Annotated in this window: 18 protein-coding genes and 1 pseudogene; 10 read left to right on the top strand and 9 right to left on the bottom strand. The window is 75.2% G+C overall.

Features of this window, described 5'->3' with window-relative positions; all coding sequences use genetic code 11:
• Positions 1–282 precede the first annotated feature (282 nt).
• The 3 genes from VSR01_RS20340 to VSR01_RS20330 all read right to left on the bottom strand — a co-directional run bounded on the left by VSR01_RS20340 (position 283) and on the right by VSR01_RS20330 (position 2,556).
• A complete protein-coding gene (locus VSR01_RS20340) occupies positions 283–906 on the bottom strand; it encodes a TetR/AcrR family transcriptional regulator (protein ID WP_326450604.1) in 624 nt (207 codons plus the stop codon).
• Between the two features lies 1 nt (position 907).
• Positions 908–1,570: a hypothetical protein gene (locus VSR01_RS20335; protein ID WP_326450603.1), complete on the bottom strand. Its 663-nt coding sequence runs from the start codon at positions 1,568–1,570 to the stop codon at positions 908–910.
• 167 nt (positions 1,571–1,737) lie between these two features.
• Positions 1,738–2,556: a carbon-nitrogen family hydrolase gene (locus tag VSR01_RS20330; protein ID WP_326450602.1), complete on the bottom strand. Its 819-nt coding sequence runs from the start codon at positions 2,554–2,556 to the stop codon at positions 1,738–1,740.
• Between the two features lie 134 nt (positions 2,557–2,690).
• On the opposite strand from VSR01_RS20330, the gene VSR01_RS20325 reads away from it, so the two are divergent.
• From VSR01_RS20325 to VSR01_RS20300, 6 genes are all read left to right on the top strand, one after another.
• Positions 2,691–3,518, top strand: a complete 828-nt coding sequence (locus VSR01_RS20325; RefSeq protein ID WP_326450601.1) for a maleylpyruvate isomerase family mycothiol-dependent enzyme — start codon at positions 2,691–2,693, stop codon at positions 3,516–3,518.
• A 359-nt stretch (positions 3,519–3,877) separates the two neighbouring features.
• Positions 3,878–6,361: an ATP-binding protein gene (locus tag VSR01_RS20320; protein WP_326450600.1), complete on the top strand. Its 2,484-nt coding sequence runs from the start codon at positions 3,878–3,880 to the stop codon at positions 6,359–6,361.
• Positions 6,358–6,831, top strand: coding sequence for a roadblock/LC7 domain-containing protein (locus tag VSR01_RS20315; protein WP_326450599.1), 474 nt, complete (start codon positions 6,358–6,360; stop codon positions 6,829–6,831). The genes VSR01_RS20320 and VSR01_RS20315 overlap by 4 nt, the downstream gene beginning before the upstream one ends.
• A complete protein-coding gene (locus VSR01_RS20310) occupies positions 6,828–7,199 on the top strand; it encodes a DUF742 domain-containing protein (RefSeq protein WP_326450598.1) in 372 nt (123 codons plus the stop codon). The genes VSR01_RS20315 and VSR01_RS20310 overlap by 4 nt, the downstream gene beginning before the upstream one ends.
• Positions 7,180–7,869, top strand: a complete 690-nt coding sequence (locus VSR01_RS20305) for a GTP-binding protein (RefSeq protein WP_442785504.1) — start codon at positions 7,180–7,182, stop codon at positions 7,867–7,869. The genes VSR01_RS20310 and VSR01_RS20305 overlap by 20 nt, the downstream gene beginning before the upstream one ends.
• Positions 7,866–9,098: a cytochrome P450 gene (locus VSR01_RS20300; protein ID WP_326450597.1), complete on the top strand. Its 1,233-nt coding sequence runs from the start codon at positions 7,866–7,868 to the stop codon at positions 9,096–9,098. The genes VSR01_RS20305 and VSR01_RS20300 overlap by 4 nt, the downstream gene beginning before the upstream one ends.
• A gap of 188 nt (positions 9,099–9,286) precedes the next feature.
• On the opposite strand, the gene VSR01_RS20295 is transcribed toward VSR01_RS20300, so the two are convergent.
• Positions 9,287–10,615 (bottom strand): MFS transporter, encoded by a 1,329-nt coding sequence (locus VSR01_RS20295; protein WP_326450596.1) that lies wholly within the window; start codon positions 10,613–10,615, stop codon positions 9,287–9,289.
• Positions 10,612–11,274, bottom strand: a complete 663-nt coding sequence (locus VSR01_RS20290; RefSeq protein ID WP_326450595.1) for a GntR family transcriptional regulator — start codon at positions 11,272–11,274, stop codon at positions 10,612–10,614. The genes VSR01_RS20295 and VSR01_RS20290 overlap by 4 nt, the downstream gene beginning before the upstream one ends.
• A 117-nt stretch (positions 11,275–11,391) precedes the next feature.
• Between VSR01_RS20290 and VSR01_RS20285 the strand changes: the two genes are divergently transcribed.
• The 3 genes from VSR01_RS20285 (at position 11,392) to VSR01_RS20275 (ending at position 14,712) form a co-directional block, all read left to right on the top strand.
• Positions 11,392–13,005 (top strand): hypothetical protein, encoded by a 1,614-nt coding sequence (locus VSR01_RS20285; protein ID WP_326450594.1) that lies wholly within the window; start codon positions 11,392–11,394, stop codon positions 13,003–13,005.
• A 115-nt stretch (positions 13,006–13,120) separates the two neighbouring features.
• Complete coding sequence (locus tag VSR01_RS20280; RefSeq protein ID WP_326450593.1) at positions 13,121–14,059, top strand: hypothetical protein; 939 nt, start codon at positions 13,121–13,123, stop codon at positions 14,057–14,059.
• Positions 14,056–14,712, top strand: a complete 657-nt coding sequence (locus VSR01_RS20275; RefSeq protein WP_326450592.1) for a hypothetical protein — start codon at positions 14,056–14,058, stop codon at positions 14,710–14,712. The genes VSR01_RS20280 and VSR01_RS20275 overlap by 4 nt, the downstream gene beginning before the upstream one ends.
• A gap of 82 nt (positions 14,713–14,794) precedes the next feature.
• Here VSR01_RS20275 and VSR01_RS20270 read toward each other — a convergent pair whose 3' ends face one another.
• The 4 genes and pseudogenes from VSR01_RS20270 to pdhA form a co-directional block, all read right to left on the bottom strand.
• Positions 14,795–14,989 (bottom strand): hypothetical protein, encoded by a 195-nt coding sequence (locus VSR01_RS20270; protein ID WP_326450591.1) that lies wholly within the window; start codon positions 14,987–14,989, stop codon positions 14,795–14,797.
• 131 nt (positions 14,990–15,120) lie between these two features.
• Positions 15,121–16,655: pseudogene (locus tag VSR01_RS20265) on the bottom strand (dihydrolipoamide acetyltransferase family protein).
• Between the two features lie 19 nt (positions 16,656–16,674).
• The gene (locus tag VSR01_RS20260; RefSeq protein ID WP_442785503.1) at positions 16,675–17,649 is read right to left on the bottom strand and encodes an alpha-ketoacid dehydrogenase subunit beta; all 975 of its coding nucleotides are present in this window, start codon (positions 17,647–17,649) and stop codon (positions 16,675–16,677) included.
• Positions 17,650–17,651: 2 nt separating this feature from the next.
• The gene (gene pdhA, locus VSR01_RS20255) at positions 17,652–18,860 is read right to left on the bottom strand and encodes a pyruvate dehydrogenase (acetyl-transferring) E1 component subunit alpha (RefSeq protein WP_326450590.1); all 1,209 of its coding nucleotides are present in this window, start codon (positions 18,858–18,860) and stop codon (positions 17,652–17,654) included.
• A gap of 412 nt (positions 18,861–19,272) precedes the next feature.
• Here pdhA and VSR01_RS20250 point away from each other — a divergent pair, with 412 nt between their 5' ends.
• Complete coding sequence (locus VSR01_RS20250) at positions 19,273–20,346, top strand: phosphotransferase (protein WP_326450589.1); 1,074 nt, start codon at positions 19,273–19,275, stop codon at positions 20,344–20,346.
• Positions 20,347–20,348 lie beyond the last annotated feature (2 nt).

Here is a 20,348-nt window from a genome sequence, read left to right as displayed (position 1 = left end):
AGGCCATACTCTCGGGGCGCGTGGTTCCGTCCAACCACTGGCGGGCGCTGGAGGTCGTGAAATCCGTCGAGGCCAGACGGCTGCCAGAGGCAGCCGACCTACGCAATGCGTACGAGAGCCTCAGCTCCGGCGACGCGTGAACCTGGGGCTGCGCTGCCCGCACCTCCAACGGCGTCTCCAACACTCCGTCCTGATCGCGGGTGGCGTACCGGGCATGGGCGAGGTCCACGCGGTGGGAGGCAGCGTGCGCAGGGCGGGAGGTCGGCCGGTTGGCGGGTGGCGCTACTGGGGCGCGGGCGTGGCCAGGGTGGCGAGGAAGGTCTCGGCGGCGGACTGGACGCGGGGGTGGTCGGCGGTGGTGAGCAGGTCCAGGAGGAGGCCGCGGATCGTGGCGATCACCAGGGTGGCGCGGCGGCGCGCGGTCTGGGGGTCGACATCCGGGCCCTGCGCGGCGCACAGCGCGTCCATCCAGTCGGCCACCACGTGGGACAGGAAGTCCGCGAACGGTCCCGGCGCCTGGAGCGCGCGGCCGTAGGCCGCGAAGAACAGCCGGAACTCCGGGCCGCGCGCGGGGTCGCAGGCGCGCGTCCAGACCGCGCGCGCCGCCGCCTCCAGGCCGGCGCCCTCGCCGTGGGTGTCGCCGGTCGCCGCGAACATCCGCTCCCGCAGCCGGGTGAGGATGGCTTCCAGCATCCCCTCCTTGGTGCCGAAGCGGTGCACCAGCGTCGTGGGCGCCACCCCGAGCGCCGCGGCCACCGGCCGCCAGGACAGCTCGGAGAAGCCGTGCTCGACGGTGTAGTCGACCACCGCGTCCAGCAGCTCGGCGCGCCGCCGATGGTCCACCGGCCGCCCCGCCCCCGCCATCGCCACCTCCACCACGTCCGCGTACGCCCTCCAGTTCCGCACCTTACGCGGACCGGTCCGCCCGCTCCTGGTCCCGCGCGCGCCTGGCTGCCTCGCTCTGCCTGTTCCGGCGCTCCTCGCGGAACTCCACCATCGCCCAGCCCGCGCCGAACATCAGCAGGCCGCCCGAGCCGACGGCGATCACCAGGGCGAAGACGATCGCCACCACGTCGTGGCTGTGCGCGTCGCCCAACCGGTCGACGTTGACGTGCGCGGCGTGGCCGTCGGCGTACAGATGGTTGGCCGAACGCCGCTGGGTGTGGGCGGCGCCGCCCGCGGTCCAGTGGTAGAGACAGTCGTACTGGTCGTACGAGGCGCCGCTGTTGGGGTCCACGACGGTTCCGGCGTCGCGGCAGTCGGTGACCGTCGCCGCGACGGAGGTGGGCGAGCGGCTCCACTCGCGGATCTCGTACGTGGCCCACGCGGTCGAGGCGGCGCAGACCCAGACGAGGCCGAGGATCAGCGCGACGACCGTGGCGTACTCCTCGGCGTCGCGGCCCCTCGTCGCGGCTTGCGCCGCCGCGACGGCCAGCGCGGCGAGGAGGATCCACAGCGCTTCCCAGCGCCACGAGCGATCTGCGATCAGCCACCACAGCAGCAGCGTCCCGGCCGCTCCGGCCGTGCCCGCGGCCACGCCGCCCACCGCTTTCCCCCACGCCCGGCTCACGCTCTTTCCCCCTCGTCCCGTCTGCCCCGGTCCCGCCGTCGCCGTCCGACTCGCCGTCGTGGCTTGTCGCGCAGTTCCCCGCGCCCCTGAGAAACCGGCTACGCGGCTGCCCCGAATGGGCCGTACCCGTCCAAACGCAACTCAGCGCACCCGGCCAGGCGCAGCGCTCAGCGATCAGTGGGGGGAGGGGGCGTCGGGAGCCCCAGGACTCGGTCGCGCAGGACCGGGAAATCCGTGCGGGTCGCCGCCACCGCCCCCGGATCGAACTCGACCGTGAGCACCTGCTCCCCCGCCCCCGCCTCCGCGAGCACGACCCCCCACGGATCGACCACCATGCTGTGCCCCGCCTGCTCGACCCCCGCATGCGTCCCCGCCGTCCCGCACGCCAGCACGTACGCCTGCGACTCCACCGCCCGCGCCCGCACCAGCACCCCCCAGTGCTCCCGCCGCCGCGCCGGCCACCCCGCCGGCAGCACCAGAAGCTCCGCCCCCGCGTCCACCAGCAGCCGGAACTGCTCCGGGAACCGCAGGTCGTAGCACGTCGCGAGCCCGGCCACCGCCGCCGGCAGCTCCGCCGTGACGATCCGCTCGCCCGCCGCCATCACCGCCGCCTCGCCCTCGTCGAAGCCGAACGTGTGAATCTTGCGGTAGGCGGCCCGCAGTACGCCGTCCGGGGAGTAGAGCAGCGAGGTGTTGTAGAGGGGCGCGTCCGGCCCGTCCCCGTCGCGCTCGACGATCGACCCGGCGTGCAGCCACACCCCGGCCTCGCGCGCCGCCGCGGCCATCGCGACGGCGGTCGGACCGCCGTCCACCCGCTCCGCTTCCGCCGCGAAGGAGTCCGCGGCGAACGCCCCGACCGGCCAGAGTTCGGGCAGGACGACGAGATCCGCGCCGGCCTGCGCGCGCACCGCGGAGGCGACGCGGGCGCGCCGGTCGGCGGGCGTCTCGCTCGGGTCGACGTCGATCTGGAGAAGCGTTGCGCGCACCGGGTCACCGCCCATACGTTGGGTCGTCAAGTCGGGCCTACCATCGTCACTCGAAAGCACTGCGTGGGCGCCCGCGCGCAGCGTAACTTAGGCGCCAACCACCACGACCGCGCACCGATCCGTCGAGGGGTCCCGTGACCGTCCACAGCAAGCTCCAGCCGTACATCGACGCCTGGACCCACTCCATAGAATCCGTCAACGAACTGGTCGCCCCGCTCGCCGAGGGGGAGTGGAACCGCCCGACGGAGTGCCCCTACTGGTCGGTGCGCGACGTGGTCTCCCACCTCATCGGCTTCGAGTGCGAACTACTGGGCGACCCCCGCCCGATCCACAGTCTGCCCAGCGACCTGCGGCACATCACCTCCGAGAGTGCGCGCTACACCGAGGTGCCGGTCGACATCCGCCGCCACCACACCGCGCCCGAGATGACCTCGGAGCTGGAGTACACCATCATCCGCCGCTCCCGGCAGCTGCGGAACGAGTCCCGGCAGCCGGACGCCGAGGTGCGCGCCATCGGCGGCGGCGAGATCACGCTGGAGGAGCAGCTGTGGGCGCGGGTCTTCGACGTCTGGGTGCACGAGCAGGACCTGCGCCGGGCGCTGGACAGGCCCGGCAACCTCGCCTCCCCCGCCGCGGTGCTGGCCCGCGACTTCGTGCTGCGCGCGCTGCCCAAGCTGGTGGCGCACGACGCCGGCGCCAAGCCGGGCTCCGCGGTGGTCTTCGACGTGCACGGACCGCTGGAGTTCATGCGGACGGTCCGGGTCGACCAGGAGGGCCGCGGGACGATCGACTCGGCCGTCTCGCTCGGGCCCGCGGTCACCTTCGTGCTCGACTGGGAGACCTTCATGCGGCTGCTGTGCGGCCGGATCAAGCCGTCGTCGGTGGGTGACGACCGGCTGAAGACCGAGGGCGACCCGGACCTCGCGCAGGCGATCCTGGCGCACATCGCGGTCACCGACTGACCGGTGCGGATCACCGGCCGGCCGATGCGGACCCGACGCCTGACGCCACGTCAAATCCCGCCCGGCCGCGCCCGCCAAGTCGGCTGACATACCGTCAATTCAACATTCGGGGAGCCGCGAGAACGCGCCACACACAACTCGCACAAACGGAACGGCGGTTGGCACTTCCGGTGTCAACCGCCTTCGTATCACCGGGAGTCACCGCATAGGCCTCTGGCGATCGCGCTGGGTACGGACGGTGAGGGGCCGGTGACGTTCCGATGGCGGAAGAGTCGGTTTTCCCCCGTGACCGGGGGGTTGGCCGAGTAGGGTGAGGCGCGATCGCGCTCATCCGGGCTCTCGGCACGAGGTACCGACTGATGTCAGCACACGGCTCGTCCCCGTTATCCCCGCGGTCCTCCTCCGCGGTCCGCTCCGCCGTCCTCCCCCTGACCGCCGCCGTCGCCGCGGGCGCCGCCTGCGTCTGGGCCGCCTCGCGCGCCACCGCGCAGGACCGCCCGCTGGTCACGGTCTCCGGCGCGGCCGCCGCCGCGCTGCTCGGGCTCAGCGTCGCGCTGCTGCTCTCCCGGCTCCGGCTGGCCGGCGAACTACGCACCCACACCGAGGCGTTGCGCGCCGAGTCGGCCCGCAACGCCGCCGCCTACGCCGAGGCGAGCCGCCGGATGTCCGCTGACCTGGAATCGGTGCAGCGCGCCGCGCGCGAGGCGGAGGTGCGGCGGCGGACCGCGGCCGAGGCCGAGATCTCGCTGCGCGCCGCGCTGAAGGCGGAGACCGCCAAGTCGGCGGCGCTGGAGGGCGAGACCGCGCGGCTGGCCGAGGTGACCATCCCGCTCGCGGTGGAGCGGCTGCGGGCCGGCGGCTCCGCGGACGCCGTGCTGAGCCGGCTGCCGCAGCCGGCCGGCGCCGCGCACCGCCGGCTGCTGGACGTGGCGCTGCGCGAGATCGCCGCCAGCGAGCGGCTGCGCGCCGCCGGGATGGCGGTGTGCGCGACCGCCGCGGGCCGCGCCCAGGCGCTGACCACGGCGATGCTCGCCGACCTGCGGGAGATGGAGAACCGGCACGGCGAGGAGGTGCTCGGCGACCTGCTGCACCTGGACCACTGCACCGCCCAGGCCGGCCGGCTCGCGGACACCATCGCGGTGCTCACCGGGGCGCGGTCCGGCCGCCGCTGGACCAAGCCGATCGTGATGGAGAGCGTGCTGCGCGGCGCGCTCGGCCGCATCGAGGCGTACCAGCGGGTGCGGCTGCACTCGGTCAGCACCTCGGCGGTGGTCGGCCAGGCGGCCGAGGGCGTGATGCACGCACTGGCCGAACTCATGGACAACGCCTGCACGTTCTCCCCGCCGAGCGAGGAGGTCCACGTCTACGTCCAGGAGACGACCTCCGGCGTGGTGGTGACCATCGAGGACGCCGGGCTGGGCATGCCGGCCGCCGTGCTGGCCCGCGCCGAGCAGGCGGTGGCGGCCGATCCGGCGGGCGGCGCGGGTCCGGGCGCCGGGGGCGCGGGCGCCGCGGGTCCGGCCGGCGCGGGCGGCTCCGGCGCGGCCGGCGCGGCCGGCTTCGGCGCGGGCACGGCGGCTGCCGGCGGTCCGGCCGCGGCGAGCGGCGCGGGCTCGGCCGACCCCCGGCTCGGCGCGCTCTCCGGCACCCGCCTCGGTCTCGCGGTGGTCGGCAGCCTCGCCCGCAAGCACGGCCTGACGGTCTCCTTCCGCCCGTCCTCGCGCGGCGGCACCGGCGTCGTGGTGCTGATCCCGCCGAAGCTGCTGACCCGCACGCCGCACGACTTCCCGCTGCCGGAGACCGGCGCGGACGCGGGCGGCGCGGGTCGCGGCGCCGGCGGCGCGGGCCCGGAGGCCGGCGCGGGCGCGGGACGGCTGCCGGTGCTCCCCGGCTCCGGCTACCCGAACGCGGCGCCCGGCGCGTACGAGCGGGCCGCCTCGCACGCCCGCCCCGCGCAGGACATCGGCGGCGGCACGCACCTGCCGCCGCCGCACGTACCGGCCCCGCAGCCGCCCGGTCCGTACGCCGCGGGCCCGCACGCACCCGACCCGTACGCCGCGGGTGCACACGCCGCGGACCCGTACGCCGCGGGTCCGCACGCCTCCGAGCCGTACCCGCCCGACCGGCACACCGCCGGCCCGTACCCGTCCGGCGGGTACGCACCGGACCCGTACGCACCGGACCCGTACCGGCAGGAGCCGTACGGGAGCGCTCCCGGCCACGCATCCGGCGCGGACGCGTACCCGCCCGGCGCGGTCGTGCCGACCGGCCTGCCCTCGCCGCTGCCCCGACGGCCCCGCGGGCAGACGCTGGGCGCGGCGCAGCACGGCGACCTGGGCGCCGACCCGAGCGACGCCTTCCTCGACCCGGACCCGGCCGAGGAGGCGCGCGCGACCCGGGCCAGGGCCGACGCGGGATCGCGGTTCAGCGCCTTCCGCGAGGCGGCCACCGGCGGCCGCGCCGCACGGCACGGTGAGCAGCGCACCGAGCGGACCGAGCAGGCCGGGCAGGCCGGGCAGGCGGGACAGGCCGACCGCGCGGAGGGCGCCGGGCCGACCGACCGCACCGAGCGCGCCGACCGCACCGACCGCACCGACCGCACCGGGCAGAGCGACCGCACGCCCCGGGCCGGCCGCGGCGAACGGGCCCGCGCCGCCGCGGACTTCGGCAGCGGTCCCGAGCCGGGCACGCCCTGGCAGCGGCAGCCCGCGCCGGACGAGAGCACCGGCGGCCACCGGGCCGGCGGCAGGCGGACCCTGGAGCAGCCGGGCCCCGCGGCGCGCGCGGCCTCCGAAGGACTCGAAGGACACGGCGGAACCGGAGGAGGGGACGGCGAGCGATGACGACCACGGCCACGAACGCACGCGACGGGCACGAAGAGCACGAAGAGCACGAGGAGCACCCCGAACTGCTGCTGGAGCGGCTGGTGAACCACACCGCGGGCGCCCGGCACGCCCTGCTGCTGTCCCGCGACGGCCTCAAGCTGAGCCTGTCGCCGGGCCTTTCGGTGGACCAGGCCGACCAGTTGGCGGCGATAGCCTCCGGCATACAGGCGCTGGCGCACGGCGCGTCGGTGGAGTTCGGCGACGGCAGCGGCGGGGTGCGGCAGTCGATGACGGAGTTCCCCGGCGGCATCCTGTTCATCGTCGGCGCGGGCCACGGCGCGCACCTCGCGGTGGTCGGCGACGAGGCCGCGGACGCCGGCGTGATCGGCTTCCGGATGAACGAACTGGTCGAGCACATCGGCGACTTCCTGCGCGAGGACCCGCGCGCGGGGAGCCGGGCCGCCGCGGCGGGGAAGCTCTCGGCATGATCCGCGGGCCGGTCGACAGCGGCGACCCCGACCGGCTCTACACCGTCACCGGCGGCCGTACGCCGGGGCGCGATTCGGCGTTCGACCTGGTGACCATCGTGGTCGGCGTGGGCGAGCCGGTCCGCGGGATGCAGTCGGAGTACGTACGGATCCTGCGGTTGTGCCGGTATCCGGTGGCCGTGGTGGAGCTGTCCGCGCGGCTCGGCCTGCCGGTCGGCGTGGTCAAGGTGCTGCTCGGCGACCTGCTGGCGGCCGGGCGGATCACCGCCCGGCACCCGCGGACCCAGGTGCGCGGGCGCGGCGAGGAGCCGGCGCTGCCGCCGCCCGACACCCTGAAGAAGGTGCTCCGTGCCCTCCAGAACCTCTGACGCCACCCATCCGTGGCTGCGCGATACGGCGCGGGACGGGCTGAAGATCGCGGTCGTCGGCGGGTTCGGCGTGGGGAAGACCACGCTGGTCGGCGCGGTCAGCGAGATCCGGCCGCTGAGCACCGAGGAGACGCTGTCCGGCGCGGGTGTCGGCGTCGACGACCCGGCGGGCGTGGAGCGCAAGTCGCGCACCACCGTCGCCTTCGACTTCGGCCGGATCACGCTGGACGAGGAGCGGGTGCTGTACCTGTTCGGGGCGCCCGGCCAGGAGCGCTTCTGGTTCCTGTGGGACCGGCTGTTCTCCGGCACGCTCGGCGCGGTGGTGCTGGTGGACGCCCGGCGGCTGGCCGACTGCTGGTACGCGGTGGACCGGCTGGAGCACCTGCGGGTGCCGTTCGTCGTGGCCCGCAACAACTTCGTGCCGCCCGAGCACTCGCTGGCGGAGCTGCGCGAGGCGCTCGCGCTGTCCCCCGGGGTGCCGGTGGTCGACTGCGACGCGCGCAGCCGGCAGTCGGCCAAGCAGGTCCTGGTCACGCTCGTCCGCCACGCGCTGGAGCGGGCGAGCGGACCGCGGGGCGTACCCGAGAAGGACACGGCGGGCGCGGCCGACACGGCCGACCCGGCGGACGCGGCGGACGCGGCGGACGCGTCTGGGAGGGCGGCACGATGACGGGGGACCGGAGCGAGCCCGCGCGGCTGGACGGACGGGCGCTGCGCGGCGGCGACGCCGAGGTCTACCGCGAACTGCGGCGCGTGTACGGCCCGGTGGCGCCGGTGCTGCTGGAGGGCGACGTGCCGGTGTGGCTGGTGCTCGGCTACCGCGAGGTGCAGTACGTGGCCGCCCACCCCGAGCTGTTCGGCCGCGATCCGCTGCGCTGGAACGCCTGGGACCGGGTGCCGCGCGACTGGCCGATGCTGCCGTTCGTCTCCCGTACCGCGTCGGTGCTGTTCACCGAGGGGGAGGAGCATCGGCGCAGGGCCGGCGCGATCAGCGACGTGCTGGCCGGGTGCGACCCGCTGGGGGTGCGGCTGGACGCCGAGCGCACCGCGGACGCCGCGGTCGACCGCTTCGCCGGGGCCGGCCGCGCCGAGCTGATCAGGGAGTACGCGGACCCGGTGCCGCGCCGGGTGGTCGCCCGGCTGCTCGCGCTGGACGAGGCCGAGACCCTGGACCTGGAACGCGACCTGGCCGCCTCGCTCGGCGACGACCCGCAGCAGGCGGCGGCCGGCCGGGCCCGCGTGCACGGCGCGATGGAGCTGCTGCTGGAGCGGGCGGCCCGGCAGCCCGGCGGCGACCTGGCCTCGCGGCTGCTCGCGCACCCCGCCCGGCTGACCCCGGACGAGGCGGCCGAGGACCTCGTCGCGCTGTTCACCGTGGGCGTGCTGCCGACCGCCGACTGGATCGGCAACACGCTGCGGCTGATGCTCACCGACGACCGCTTCGCGGTGTCGCTGTCCGGCGGCCGGCGCAGCGTCGGCCAGGCGCTGACCGAGGTGCTGTGGACCCGGCCGCCGATGCAGAACGTGCTGGGCCGCTGGGCGGTGCACGACACCCAGCTCGGCGGCCGGCGCATCCGCCGCGGCGACTGCCTGGTGCTCGGCCTCGCCGCGGCCAACGCCGACCCGCAGGTCTGCCCCTACGCGCCCGAGGCCGGCACGGGCGCGCTCGCCGCGGCCGGCGGCGGGAACCAGGCGCATCTGGCCTTCAGCCACGGCGAGCACCGCTGCCCGGCGCCCGCGGCGGAGCTGGCCGAGGTCATCGCGACGGCCGCGGTCGAGGTCCTCCTCGACCGGCTGCCCGACCTGGCCCTCGCGCCGGCCCGGCTGGCTCCCCCGCCGGCGCTGCCGGTCCACTTCACGCCCCTCGCCGAGCCCCCCGCCGGAGCCCGCCGCGCCTGAGCCCCCCCCGCATCTGAACCCGCCGCATCTGAGCCCCCGCGCCTGAGCAGCCCCCCGCGCCCGAGCCCCCGGGCCCGCGCCGCGCCGCCGCCCCCGCGCGCGGCGGAAGCCGCGGGCCGCACGGCTGGCCGCCCGGCCGACCGGCCGGCCGACCGCACGGCCGACCGCACGGTCAGCGGAGACCGCGGTCAGTCGGGGACGGCGGCCGGCCGGGTGCGGTGGACGGACTCGACGCGGGAGACCGCGACCCGCTCACGCTCCAGGCGCTCGGCGGCGCGCCGCAGCCGCAGGATCTGCGTGACGCCGACCGCCTGCAGCACGAACACCGAGCTCCAGGCGACGCGGTAGTCGTCGGAGGTGGCGTCGAGCAGCACCCCCACGGCCAGCAGCGTGAGCATGGACGCGGTGAAGCCGCCGATGTTGACGATGCCGGAGGCGGTGCCGAAGCGCTCGGGCGGGTTGGCCGGGCGGGCGAAGTCGAAGCCGATCATGGAGCCCGGGCCGCACGCGCCGAGCACCACGCACAGCAGCACTAGCAGCCAGGTCGGGTCCTGGCCGCCGGGCCAGGTGAGCACCGCGGCCCACGCCGCGGCCGTGGCCGCGACGACGCCGAGGGCCAGCGGCATCCGCAGCCCGTGGTGGCGGGCGATGAGCTGGCCGAAGAGCATGCCGAAGACCATGTTCGCGACCACCACCAGGGTGAGCAGGCCGCCGGCCGCGCCGCGCGACAGGCCCTGGTCCTCCACCAGGTAGGGCAGGCCCCACAGCAGCAGGAAGACCATCCCGGGGAACTGCGTGGTGAAGTGCGTCCACATGCCCAGCCGGGTGCCCGGCTCGCGCCAGGCGTCGGCGATCTGCCGCCGCACGTAGGCCGCGCCGGCGTGCCGCGACGGCGGCGGGACGTATCCCTCGGGGTGGTCCTTGAGGAAGAGCGCGACCAGCACCAGGACCCCGGCGCCGCCGATCGCGGTGCCGAGGAAGGTCGTCGTCCAGCCGGCCGAGTGCAGCAGCCGGGACAGCGCGACGGTCGACACGAGGTTGCCGGCCACGCCGAACAGCGCCGCGCCCTGCGCGACCAGCGGGCCGCGCCGGGCCGGGAACCAGCGGGAGCCCAGCCGCAGCACGCTGACGAAGGTCATCGCGTCGCCGCAGCCGAGCACCGCGCGAGCGGCGAGCGCGGTGCCGTAGGAGTGCGAGAGGGCGAACGCGCCCTGGCCGAGGGTGAAGAGCGCCGCGCCGAGCATCAGCACCTTCTTGGTGCCGAGCGCGTCGACCATCAGGCCGACGGGTATCTGCATGCCCGCGTAGACCAGCACCTGGAGGATGGAGAAGGTGGACAGCGCGGAGGCGCCGATGTGGAAGCGGTGCGAGGCGTCGATGCCGGCCACGCCCAGGCTGGTGCGGTGCACCACGGCCACCAGGTAGACGAGGGTGCCGACCCCCCAGACCAGGGCGGCGCGCCGGCCGCCCGGCGGGTCGCCGGGCAGCGTGGCGGCGGGCAGGCCGCGGCCGGTCACGACTCGCCCCGGGCCAGGGTGTTGACCCAGGAGATGTGCCGGCCGACGACCTGCTCGGCGGTCTGCCGCCGGCCCGCCCGCAGCGCTTCGAGGATCTCGGCGTGCTCGGCGAGGGTCTTGGCGACCCGGCTCGGCTCGGCGTGCATGGTGGCCACGCCCATCCGCAGCTGGCGGTCGCGCAGCTGGTCGTAGAGGTGGGCGAGGATGCGGTTGCCGGCGGCGCGGACGATCTCGGCGTGGAAGCAGCGGTCGGCGACGGCGAAGGCGGACAGGTCGCCGGCCGCGGCGTGCTCGCGCTGCTCGGCCAGCGACTCCTCCAGCCGCTCGATCAGCCGCGGCGGCGCCGCGCCCACCACCTTGCGCACCGCGTGCTGCTCGACCAGCAGCCGGGTCTCCACCACGTCGGCGATCTCCTGCGCCGAGACCGGCAGCACCAGCGCGCCCTTCTTCGGATAGAGCTTGAGCAGCCCCTCGGCCTCCAGCCGCAGCAGCGCCTCGCGCACCGGTGTGCGCGAGACCCCCACGGCCTCGGCCAGATCGCCCTCGGTGAGCAGCGTGCCGCCCTCGTAACTGCGGTCGAGCACGCCGGACTTGACGTGCAGGTAGACCCGCTCGGCGGCGGGCGGCGCCTTGACGGCGGCGGAAGCAGTGGCATCCATGATGCGCACATCATAGATACAACAGTGCGGCGTCCACCAGAGCGTCCACACCCCGGACAACCCTGCGCGTTCCTCGCGTGTCTGACAGTCCACACAGGCCAACGGGAGGGGACGGCCATGAGACACAGAGGTGAATTCCGGGCGGGAGTCCGGGCCGCGGCGCTGGCGCTCACGGTTCCCGCGGTGATCGCGGGATCGGTGTCACCGGCCGCGGCGCGGCCGTCGGGGACGACGGCGGCCACCGGCACGCCCACGGCCGCGGCCGCGGCCGACGGCACGCTGGTGGTCACCGCGACCGACCGGCAGGGCGGGCCGGTCACCATCCGCACGGTGTCCGTCACCGACGAGGCGACCCAGCGGCAGATCGTGGTCACCACCGGGGACCGGGTCGCGCTGGCCCCGGGCCGCTACGAGGTCGCCGCGGACATCCAGGAGGAGAACGGCGCCGACACCCTCGCCGGGCGGGTGGTCGCCGTGACCGCGGGGGCGACCACCGCGGTGGACTTCGACGCCCGGCAGGGCCGCGCGGTCTCCGTGCAGGTCGACCGCCCCTTCGACGACGGCTACCCGCAGCGGCTCACCGCGCGGATCTGCAGCGACGGCCACCCGGCGCACATCGGCGCGACGAACGACCCGGGGAACCTCTACGTGATCCCCGACCCCGGCGGCAGCACCGAACTCGGCTACCTCTCCACCTGGACCGGCCTGGAGAACGACAGCGTGTGGAAGGCCGCGGGCACCGGCCCGCTCGACGACCACCCCGGCGGGACCGTCGCCCGCGCGTCCTTCGGCGCCGTGCCCGTCCAGGTCAGGCGCGGCCCCGCCCTCGACCGCTACTCGGCCCTCGACGTGGTCCCCGACGACGCCGGCTGCGACCGGTGGGCCTCCACCGGCGGCCGCTTCACCACAGAGCCCTACGCGTCGGCGTACCACCTGACGCCCGGCGCCTGGAACTGGACCTTCGGCGCCGGCACCACCAACTTCCTCGCCGACCAGACCGTGGTCCCCGGCGACAACCCAGGCCAGCTCTACAACCGCGCGGTGTGGGGCCCGGTGCGCTACCTGCCGTGGGTGCAGCAGGGCAAGCTCGGCTTCTTCACCTCCGGGCTGTTCGCCGACCCGGTGCTGGACGGTCTGGAGACCTCCATCAACGCCAGTGCCACGCTGTACCGGGGCTCCACCGCCGTCGCCTCCACGAGCGGCCTCGGCAACTGGGGGCCGGGCATCGTGCGCACCTTCTGGGGGCCGGTCACCCGATCCGCCTGGTACACGCTGAAGGTGCACGCCACCCGGCACGTCCCCGGCCTCGAAACCGACCCGAACCGGCTGTCCAGCGCGGTCGACGTGTCCTTCCGCTTCCACGCCGGCCCGACCTCGAAGGCCGTGGCCCCCGGCTTCCTCACCCGCTTCGAGCCCGCGGGCCTGGACCTGTACAACCGCACCCCGGCCACCGGCGCCTCCATCGCGCTCACCCTGGACCGCACCGGCACCCAGCCCGGGGTGCCGCGGTGGCCGAGCACCGCGAAGAAGGTCGAGGTCTTCGCCTCCGCCGACGGCGGCCGCAGCTGGCAGCCGCTCGCCGTCACCCACACCGGCGGCGCGTGGACCGCGCACCTGCCCGCGCAGCGCCCGGGCGCCTCGCTCTCGCTCAGCTCCCGCGTCACCGACACCGGCGGCAACCAGACCGTCAGCACCGTCTACCGCGCCTTCACCGTCGTCCCGGCGAGCTGACCGACCGCGCCGGGAGGCCCGCACCGTCGCGGGCGCGGGAAGCGACGGCCGCGCGGGGGCAACCTCGCGGGCCTCCCGGCGATCAGACAGGACACGGACAAGGGGAGGGGAACGCGTGCGGAACGCCAGGAGAACGCAGAAGACCCGGAGCGGGCGCGGGCGCCGCGCGGCGGCGCTGACCGCGGCCGTCGCGGTGGCCGCGCCCGCGCTGGTCGCGGTGACGGCGGGTCAGGCGGCGGCCGTGGAGGGCTCGCTGACCGTGACGGCGCTCAACCGCCAGGGCACGGCCGCCCACCAGTGGATGGGCGTGACCGCGCTCGACGTCCCGGGCGCGACTCCGCGCGAGCTGCAGACCGGCTACCCCACGGTGCTCCCGGCCGGCCGCTACGCGGTGGTGGTCACGGTCGAGGAGCCCGACACCACCACGATGACGCTCGCCGCGCAGGTCGTCACGGTCGCCGACGACGCGACCACCGAGGTCACCGTCGACGCCCGGCAGGGCCGCGCGCTGTCGGTCGGCCTGGACGCCGCGCCGGGCGCGGACTACCGGCAGGCCGTCGCCGCGCGGGTGTGCGTCACGGGCGCCGCCAAGGCCCTGGAGGGCGTGGCCGGCGGGGCGGGCACGGCCCCGGTGTACGTCGTGCCGAACGCCGACCCGCTGGTCCGGCTCGGCTACACCGCCACCTGGGTGTCGCCCACGAAGAAGGACGCGTACGCCGCCACCGGCACGACCGCGCTGACCGGCGACCCGATCACCCTGGCGCGCGCCGGCACCGGAACGGTCTCGGTACGGGCGATGCGCGGGCCGTCCTCGCTGAACACCTCCACCGCGCGGGTCTACGCGGTCCCCAAGGCCACCGGCTGCGCGGCGGGGCTGCAGACGCAGGTGCCGTTCCTCGCCCTGCCCTACGCGCGGGACTACCACGTCACGCCGGGCGCGTGGGACTTCGGCTACGACACCTGGCACGGCACGGCGGACGTCAGCGCGGGGAGCAGCGACAGCCTCGACTTCGGCCGCGCGGTGTGGGGCCGGCCCGCTACCTGCCGTGGGTGAGCAAGGGCGAACTGGGCTTCTACACCTCCGGCATGGTCGCCGACCCGCTGCGGACCGGCGCGGACATCACCATCAACGCCACCGCGACGCTTCTCCGTGACGGCAAGACGGTGGTGACCAGGACCGGCCTCGGCGACTCGCAGTCCGCGAAGGGGCCGAAGACCTTCTGGGCGCCGGTCACCGCCTCCGGCGCGTACACGCTGAAGGTGCACGGCTACCGGCACGCCACCGGGGTGCCGCAGCCGGCCGGGATGATGTCGACGGCGACCGACGCGGCCTTCTCCTTCCACGCCGGGCCCGCCTCGAACGCGGTGCCGCCCGCCTTCCTCACGCGTTTCCTGCCCGACGGCCTGGACCTGTACAACCGCGTCCCGGCCGGCCGGGCCGCCATCGTGCCGCTGGTCATGGACCGCGCCGGCACCCAGGCGGGCGTGCCGATGTGGCCGGCCGCGGTGAAGAAGGTCGAGGTCTTCGGGTCGACCGACGGCGGCCGCAGCTGGCACCCGCTCACCGTCACCGGCTCGGGCGGCTCGTGGACGGTGAAGCTGCCCGCGCAGCGCGCGGGCGCCTCGCTCTCGCTCAGCTCCCGGGTCACCGACACCGGCGGCAACCGCACGGTCACCACGGTCTACCGCGCGTTCACCGTCGCCTGACCGGGCGCGCGACCGGGAGGCTGGCGGGACGCGTGACCGGGCGCGCGACCGGGAGGCTGGCCTGGCGGGGCCTGCGACCGCGCTACGGCCGCATCGTGCCGACCAGGCTCGCGGTCGAGACGAGCGTGGACTGGATGGTGGGGGCCAGGCTGGTGGACGACAGGCAGAACCCGAGCAGGATGCACACCACGGCGTGACTGGGCTTCAGGGAGCGGTTGCGCATCAGCATGGCGGCGAGCAGGACCAGCAGCAGCACGACGGAGACTGAGACGACCATACGGTCGATCGCAGCACAAAAGGGACGCTTCGCGCACGTAACACGCGCGGCGGAGTACCCGGACGTGTGTACGTCCGCGTACTCCGCCGCCGTGTCAGCGGCTTCCGGCCGCTACCGGCCCGCAGTCCGGTTCACGCCCAGGTCAACAGCCGCTTCGGCTGTTCCAGCACCGCCGCGACGTCCGCGAGCACCTTGGAGCCCAGCTCGCCGTCCACCAGCCGGTGGTCGAAGGAGAGCGCGAGGGTGGTGACCTGGCGCGGCTTCACCTTGCCCTTGTGCACCCACGGCTGGAGCTTGACCGCGCCGAAGGCGAGGATCGCCGACTCCCCCGGGTTGAGGATCGGCGTGCCCGCGTCGACGCCGAAGACGCCGACGTTGGTGATGGTGACCGTGCCGCCCTGCATCGCCGCCGGCGAGGTCTTCCCGTCCCGTGCGGTGGCGATCAGCTCGCCGAGCGCCGCGGCCAGTTCGGGGAGCGTACGGTCCTGCGCGTCCTTGATGTTCGGCACGATCAGGCCGCGCGGCGTGGCGGCCGCGATGCCCAGGTTGACGTACCGCTTGTGGACGATCTCCTGGTTGGCCTCGTCCCAGGCGGCGTTGATCTCCGGGTTGCGGCGGATCGCGACCAGCAGCGCCTTGGCGACCAGCAGCAGCGGGCTGACCCGCAGCCCGGCGAACGCGGGGTCCGCCTTCAGCTCCTGCACCAGCTTCATCGTCCGCGTGATGTCGAACGTCACGAACTCCGTGACGTGCGGCGCGGTGAAGGCGCTGGTGACCATCGCCTGCGCGGTGGCCTTGCGGACGCCCTTGACCGGGACGCGGGTCTCGCGCGCGGCCGGGTCGCCAGCGGCGGTCCGCTGGTCCGCCTGGGCCCGGTCCCCGGCCGGGGGAACCGCGTCCGGCCCGGCGGCCCGCTCCGCGGGCGCGGCCTCGGCGGCCGGCACCCCCAGGTCGGCCGCGGCCCTGACGTCGTCGCGGGTGACCACGCCGCCCGGCCCGGTCGGCACCACGGCGGCCAGGTCGATGCCCAGGTCCTTGGCGAGCTTGCGCACCGGGGGCTTGGCCAGCGGCCGGTCGCCGGAGCCGGCCGCGGGGCCGGCACGGCGGGTGCGGGCGCCGGCGCCGGTACGGCGGGGGACGGCGCCGGTGCGGCGGGGGCCGCGTGGCCGTTCAGCGCCGCGGGCTCCGCCGGGGCGGCGCCCGTGCGCGACTTGCGCGGCCTGCGGGTGGTGGACGACGGCGCGACCCCGTAGCCGACCAGCACGGCCTGCCGCGCGGGCGCTCCGCCCTCGGCCGCGGGCTCCTGCCCGGAGGGCGCGGCCGGCGCGGGGCCGGGCGTCTCCTGCGCGGCCGCCGCGGTGTCCGGGCTCGCGTCCGACACCGGACCCTCGTCGGGGCCGGCGCCCGGCCCCGCGTCGACCACGATGATCGGCGTGCCGACGTCCACCGTCGTGCCCTCGTCGAAGCGGATCTCGCTGACCACCCCGTCGTACGGGATGGGCAGCTCGACGGCCGCCTTCGCGGTCTCCACCTCGCAGACCACCTGGCCGTCGGCGACCGTGTCGCCGACCGCCACGTACCACTTGAGGATCTCCGCCTCGGTCAGGCCCTCGCCGACGTCCGGCATCCTGAACTCGCGGAACCGCTGCCCCTGCGTCTGTGTCATGACGGTCACAGCCCTCTCCTCAGAACGCCAGCGAGCGGTCGACGGCGTCCAGCACCCGGTCGAGACCGGGGAGGTACTCCTCCTCCAGGCGGGCCGGCGGGTAGGGGGCGTGGAAGCCGCCCACGCGCAGCACCGGCGCCTCCAGGTGGTAGAAGGCGCGCTCGGTGATCCGGGCGGCGATCTCCGCGCCGGCGCCGTAGAAGACCGGCGCCTCGTGCACCACGACCAGCCGGCCGGTGCGCTCCACCGACGCCTGCACGGTGTCGAAGTCGATCGGCGACATCGAGCGCAGGTCCACGACCTCCAGGCTGCGGCCCTCGTTCGCGGCGGCAGCGGCGGCCTCCAGGCAGACCTTGACCATCGGCCCGTAGGCGGCGAGCGTCAGGTCGGTGCCCTGCTGCACCACGGCCGCCTTGTGCAGGTGGCCGGGGACCGCCGTGGTGTCGACCTCGCCCTTGTCCCAGTAGCGGCGCTTGGGCTCGAAGAAGATCACCGGGTCGTCGCACTCGATGGCCTGCTGGAGCATCCAGTAGGCGTCGTTGGCGTTGGACGGCGAGACCACTTTCAAACCGGCGACGTGCGCGAACAGCGCCTCCGGGGACTCGCTGTGGTGCTCCACCGCGCCGATCCCGCCGCCGTAGGGGATGCGCACCACGACCGGCAGCTTGATCTTGCCGAGGGCGCGGGCGTGCATCTTGGCGAGCTGGGTGACGATCTGGTCGTAGGCCGGGAAGACGAAGCCGTCGAACTGGATCTCCACCACCGGGCGGTAGCCGCGCAGCGCCAGGCCGATCGCGGTGCCGACGATGCCGGACTCGGCCAGCGGGGTGTCGATGACGCGGCTCTCGCCGAAGTCCTTGTGCAGGCCGTCGGTGATGCGGAACACACCGCCGAGGCGGCCGACGTCCTCGCCCATGACGAGGACCTTGGGGTCGTTCTCCAGCGCCTTGCGCAGCGACTCGTTGAGGGCCTTGGCCAGTGGCATCCGGGTCATGGTCAGCGGCCCTTTCCGTGTGCGGCGGCCGCGCCCGCGGCGTGCGGGGAGTCGCCTGGGTCGCCTGCGTCGTCGAAGGAGTCGAGGTACTCGGCGAACGCCGCGCGCTCCTCGTCCACCAGCGCGTGCCCGTCGGCGTAGACGTGGTCGAAGATCGCCATGCTGTCGGGGTCGGGCATGTTCCGCACGCCCTCGCGGACCCGCTTGGCCAGCGCGTCGCTCTCCTCCTCGACGCCGGCGTAGAACGCCTCGTCGGCCAGCCCCTCCTTGTCCAGGTGGGCGCGCAGCCGGGCGATCGGGTCCTTCGACGCCCACTCCTCGCGCTCCTGGTCGGTGCGGTAGCGGGTCGGGTCGTCGGTGGTGGTGTGGGCGCCCATCCGGTAGGTGAACGCCTCCACGAGCATCGGGCCCTGCCCGCTGCGGGCGTGCTCCAGCGCGGCGCGGGTGACCGCGAGCACCGCCAGCACGTCGTTGCCGTCCACCCGGACGCCGGGGAAGCCGAAGCCGGCCGCGCGCTGGTAGATCGGCACCCGGGACTGCTTCTCGGTGGGCTCGGAGATGGCCCACTGGTTGTTCTGGCAGAAGAAGACCACCGGCGCGTTGTAGACCGCGGCGAAGGTGAAGGACTCCGCCACGTCGCCCTGGCTGGAGGCGCCGTCGCCGAAGTAGGCGATCACCGCGGCGTCCGCGCCGTCCTTGGCCAGGCCCATCGCGTAGCCGGTGGCGTGCAGCGTCTGCGAGCCGATGACGATCGTGTACAGGTGGAAGTTGTTCTCGTTGGGGTCCCACCCGCCGTTGTTGACGCCGCGGAACATGCCCAGCAGGTTCAGCGGGTCCACGTCGCGGGTCCAGGCCACGCCGTGCTCGCGGTAAGTGGGGAAGACGTAGTCCTCGGGGCGGGTGGCCCGGCCCGAGCCGATCTGCGCGGCCTCCTGGCCGAGCAGCGACGCCCACAGGCCCAGCTCGCCCTGCCGCTGCAGGGTGATGGCCTCGCCGTCGAAGCGCCGGGTCAGCACCATGTCGCGGTACAGGCCGCGCAGCTCCTGCGGCGTCAGGTCGATGGAGTACTCGCCGTGCTCGACGCGGTCGCCCTCGGGGGTCAGCAGCTGTACGAGTTCCGGGTCGCCCGCACGGCGCTTCGCGCCGCCCCGGGGCGCCCTCGCCCTGCCCTTGGCGGGGGGACCCCCAGCGGCAGTGCTCTTCACGCTCACGTTCGCTCCTCCGTCTGTCCGGCCCCCGGGGTCTGCCGGGGAAACCAGTGCGGCTCACCAGGACCGGCGTGACGCACGGGGTGTGTGCGGCATGGCCGGGCCAGGCGTGACGACGCCCCGGCGGATGGCCTGCACGGTCAGACGTTACCCACAACTTCCGCGCTTGTGCGAAGCCGTCCGACCTGCAGTTTTGCTTGGATTTCCTAGTAACTTCACTACAACACCGCGTTCCCGCAGGCCACCGGGACAACCGCACGGTATCCCGGATGCCCGATCTCCGTAAGGCCCGATCGCCCCTCGGAGTGGCCGCCGGACGCGGGTCGCGATCCGGCGGCGGCGTAGGATACCGGAAAAGCAGCCGCATTCCTGCTCACATCAGGTCGAAAGTCTTTTGTGATCTACGCTGAGCCGCGTGACGGCCACGGCAACGACGCTCCCGGCGCGCACCGCGCCCGCCGCCCCCGCCCAGGTGACCGCCCTCCTCGGACGCTACGACGGCCTGGGCGAACCCCTGGACGCCCGGCCGGTGCCCCTCGGCCTGCTCAACGAGGGCTTCCGGGTGACCACCACCCGTGGCAGGTACTTCGTCAAGCGCTACACCGCGCCCGACACGGCCGCCCCCGCGCTGATCGTCCGGCAGCACCGGGCGACGCAGGCGCTGGCCAGGATCGGGCTGCCGGTCGCCGCGCCGCTGGCGGACGCGGCCGGCCGCACCCTCGCCGTGATCGGCGGCGTCGGCCACGCGGTGTTCCCCTGGGTCGACGGGACGCACCGCGAGGGCACCGAGCTGAGCGTGGGGCAGTCCGGGCGGCTGGGCCGGCTGCTCGGCCGGGTGCACGCGGGCCTGCGCCGGGTGCAGGGCCCGGTGCCCGCGCCCGCCCGCGGCCGGGACCGCCACCCCAGCGCCGACCCGGCCCGCACCCACGCGCACATCGACCGGCTGCTGTCGCTGGTGCGCGCGCACGTGCCGCACGACGCCCTCGACGCGGCCTTCGACGCGCTGGCCGCCCGCCGGCTGCGCGAGCGGGCCGCGCTGCTGCGCCGGCACGCGCACCGCAGGCCGCCGGACGCGCGCGGCAAGGTGACCGGCTGGGTGCACGGCGACTTCCACCCCCTCAACCTGCTCTACCGCGGCGACGAGCCCGCGGCGATCGTCGACTGGGACCGGCTGGACGTGCGGCCGCGCGCCGAGGAGGCGGTGCGCGCCGCGGTGATCTTCTACGTGCACCCGGTGCACGGCCGGCTCGACCTGGCGAAGGTACGCGCCTACGCGGACGCCTACCGCGAGGCCGCGGGGGTGGCCCGCCGGGAGATGGCCGCCGCCGTCCACCGGGTGTGGTGGGAGCGGCTCAACGACTTCTGGATGCTCGACTGGCGCTACCAGCGCCGCGACCGCCGCTCCGACCCGCTGTTCCCGGCCGCCTCGGCGCTCGCGGTGTGGTGGACGCAGGAGTACGCGGCGGTGCGGGACGCCTTCGCGGACTGAGC

This window comes from Actinacidiphila sp. DG2A-62, from assembly GCF_035825295.1.
In the GTDB taxonomy this organism is placed as follows: Bacteria; Actinomycetota; Actinomycetes; order Streptomycetales; family Streptomycetaceae; genus Actinacidiphila.
This window is presented reverse-complemented; position numbering and strand designations above follow the sequence as displayed.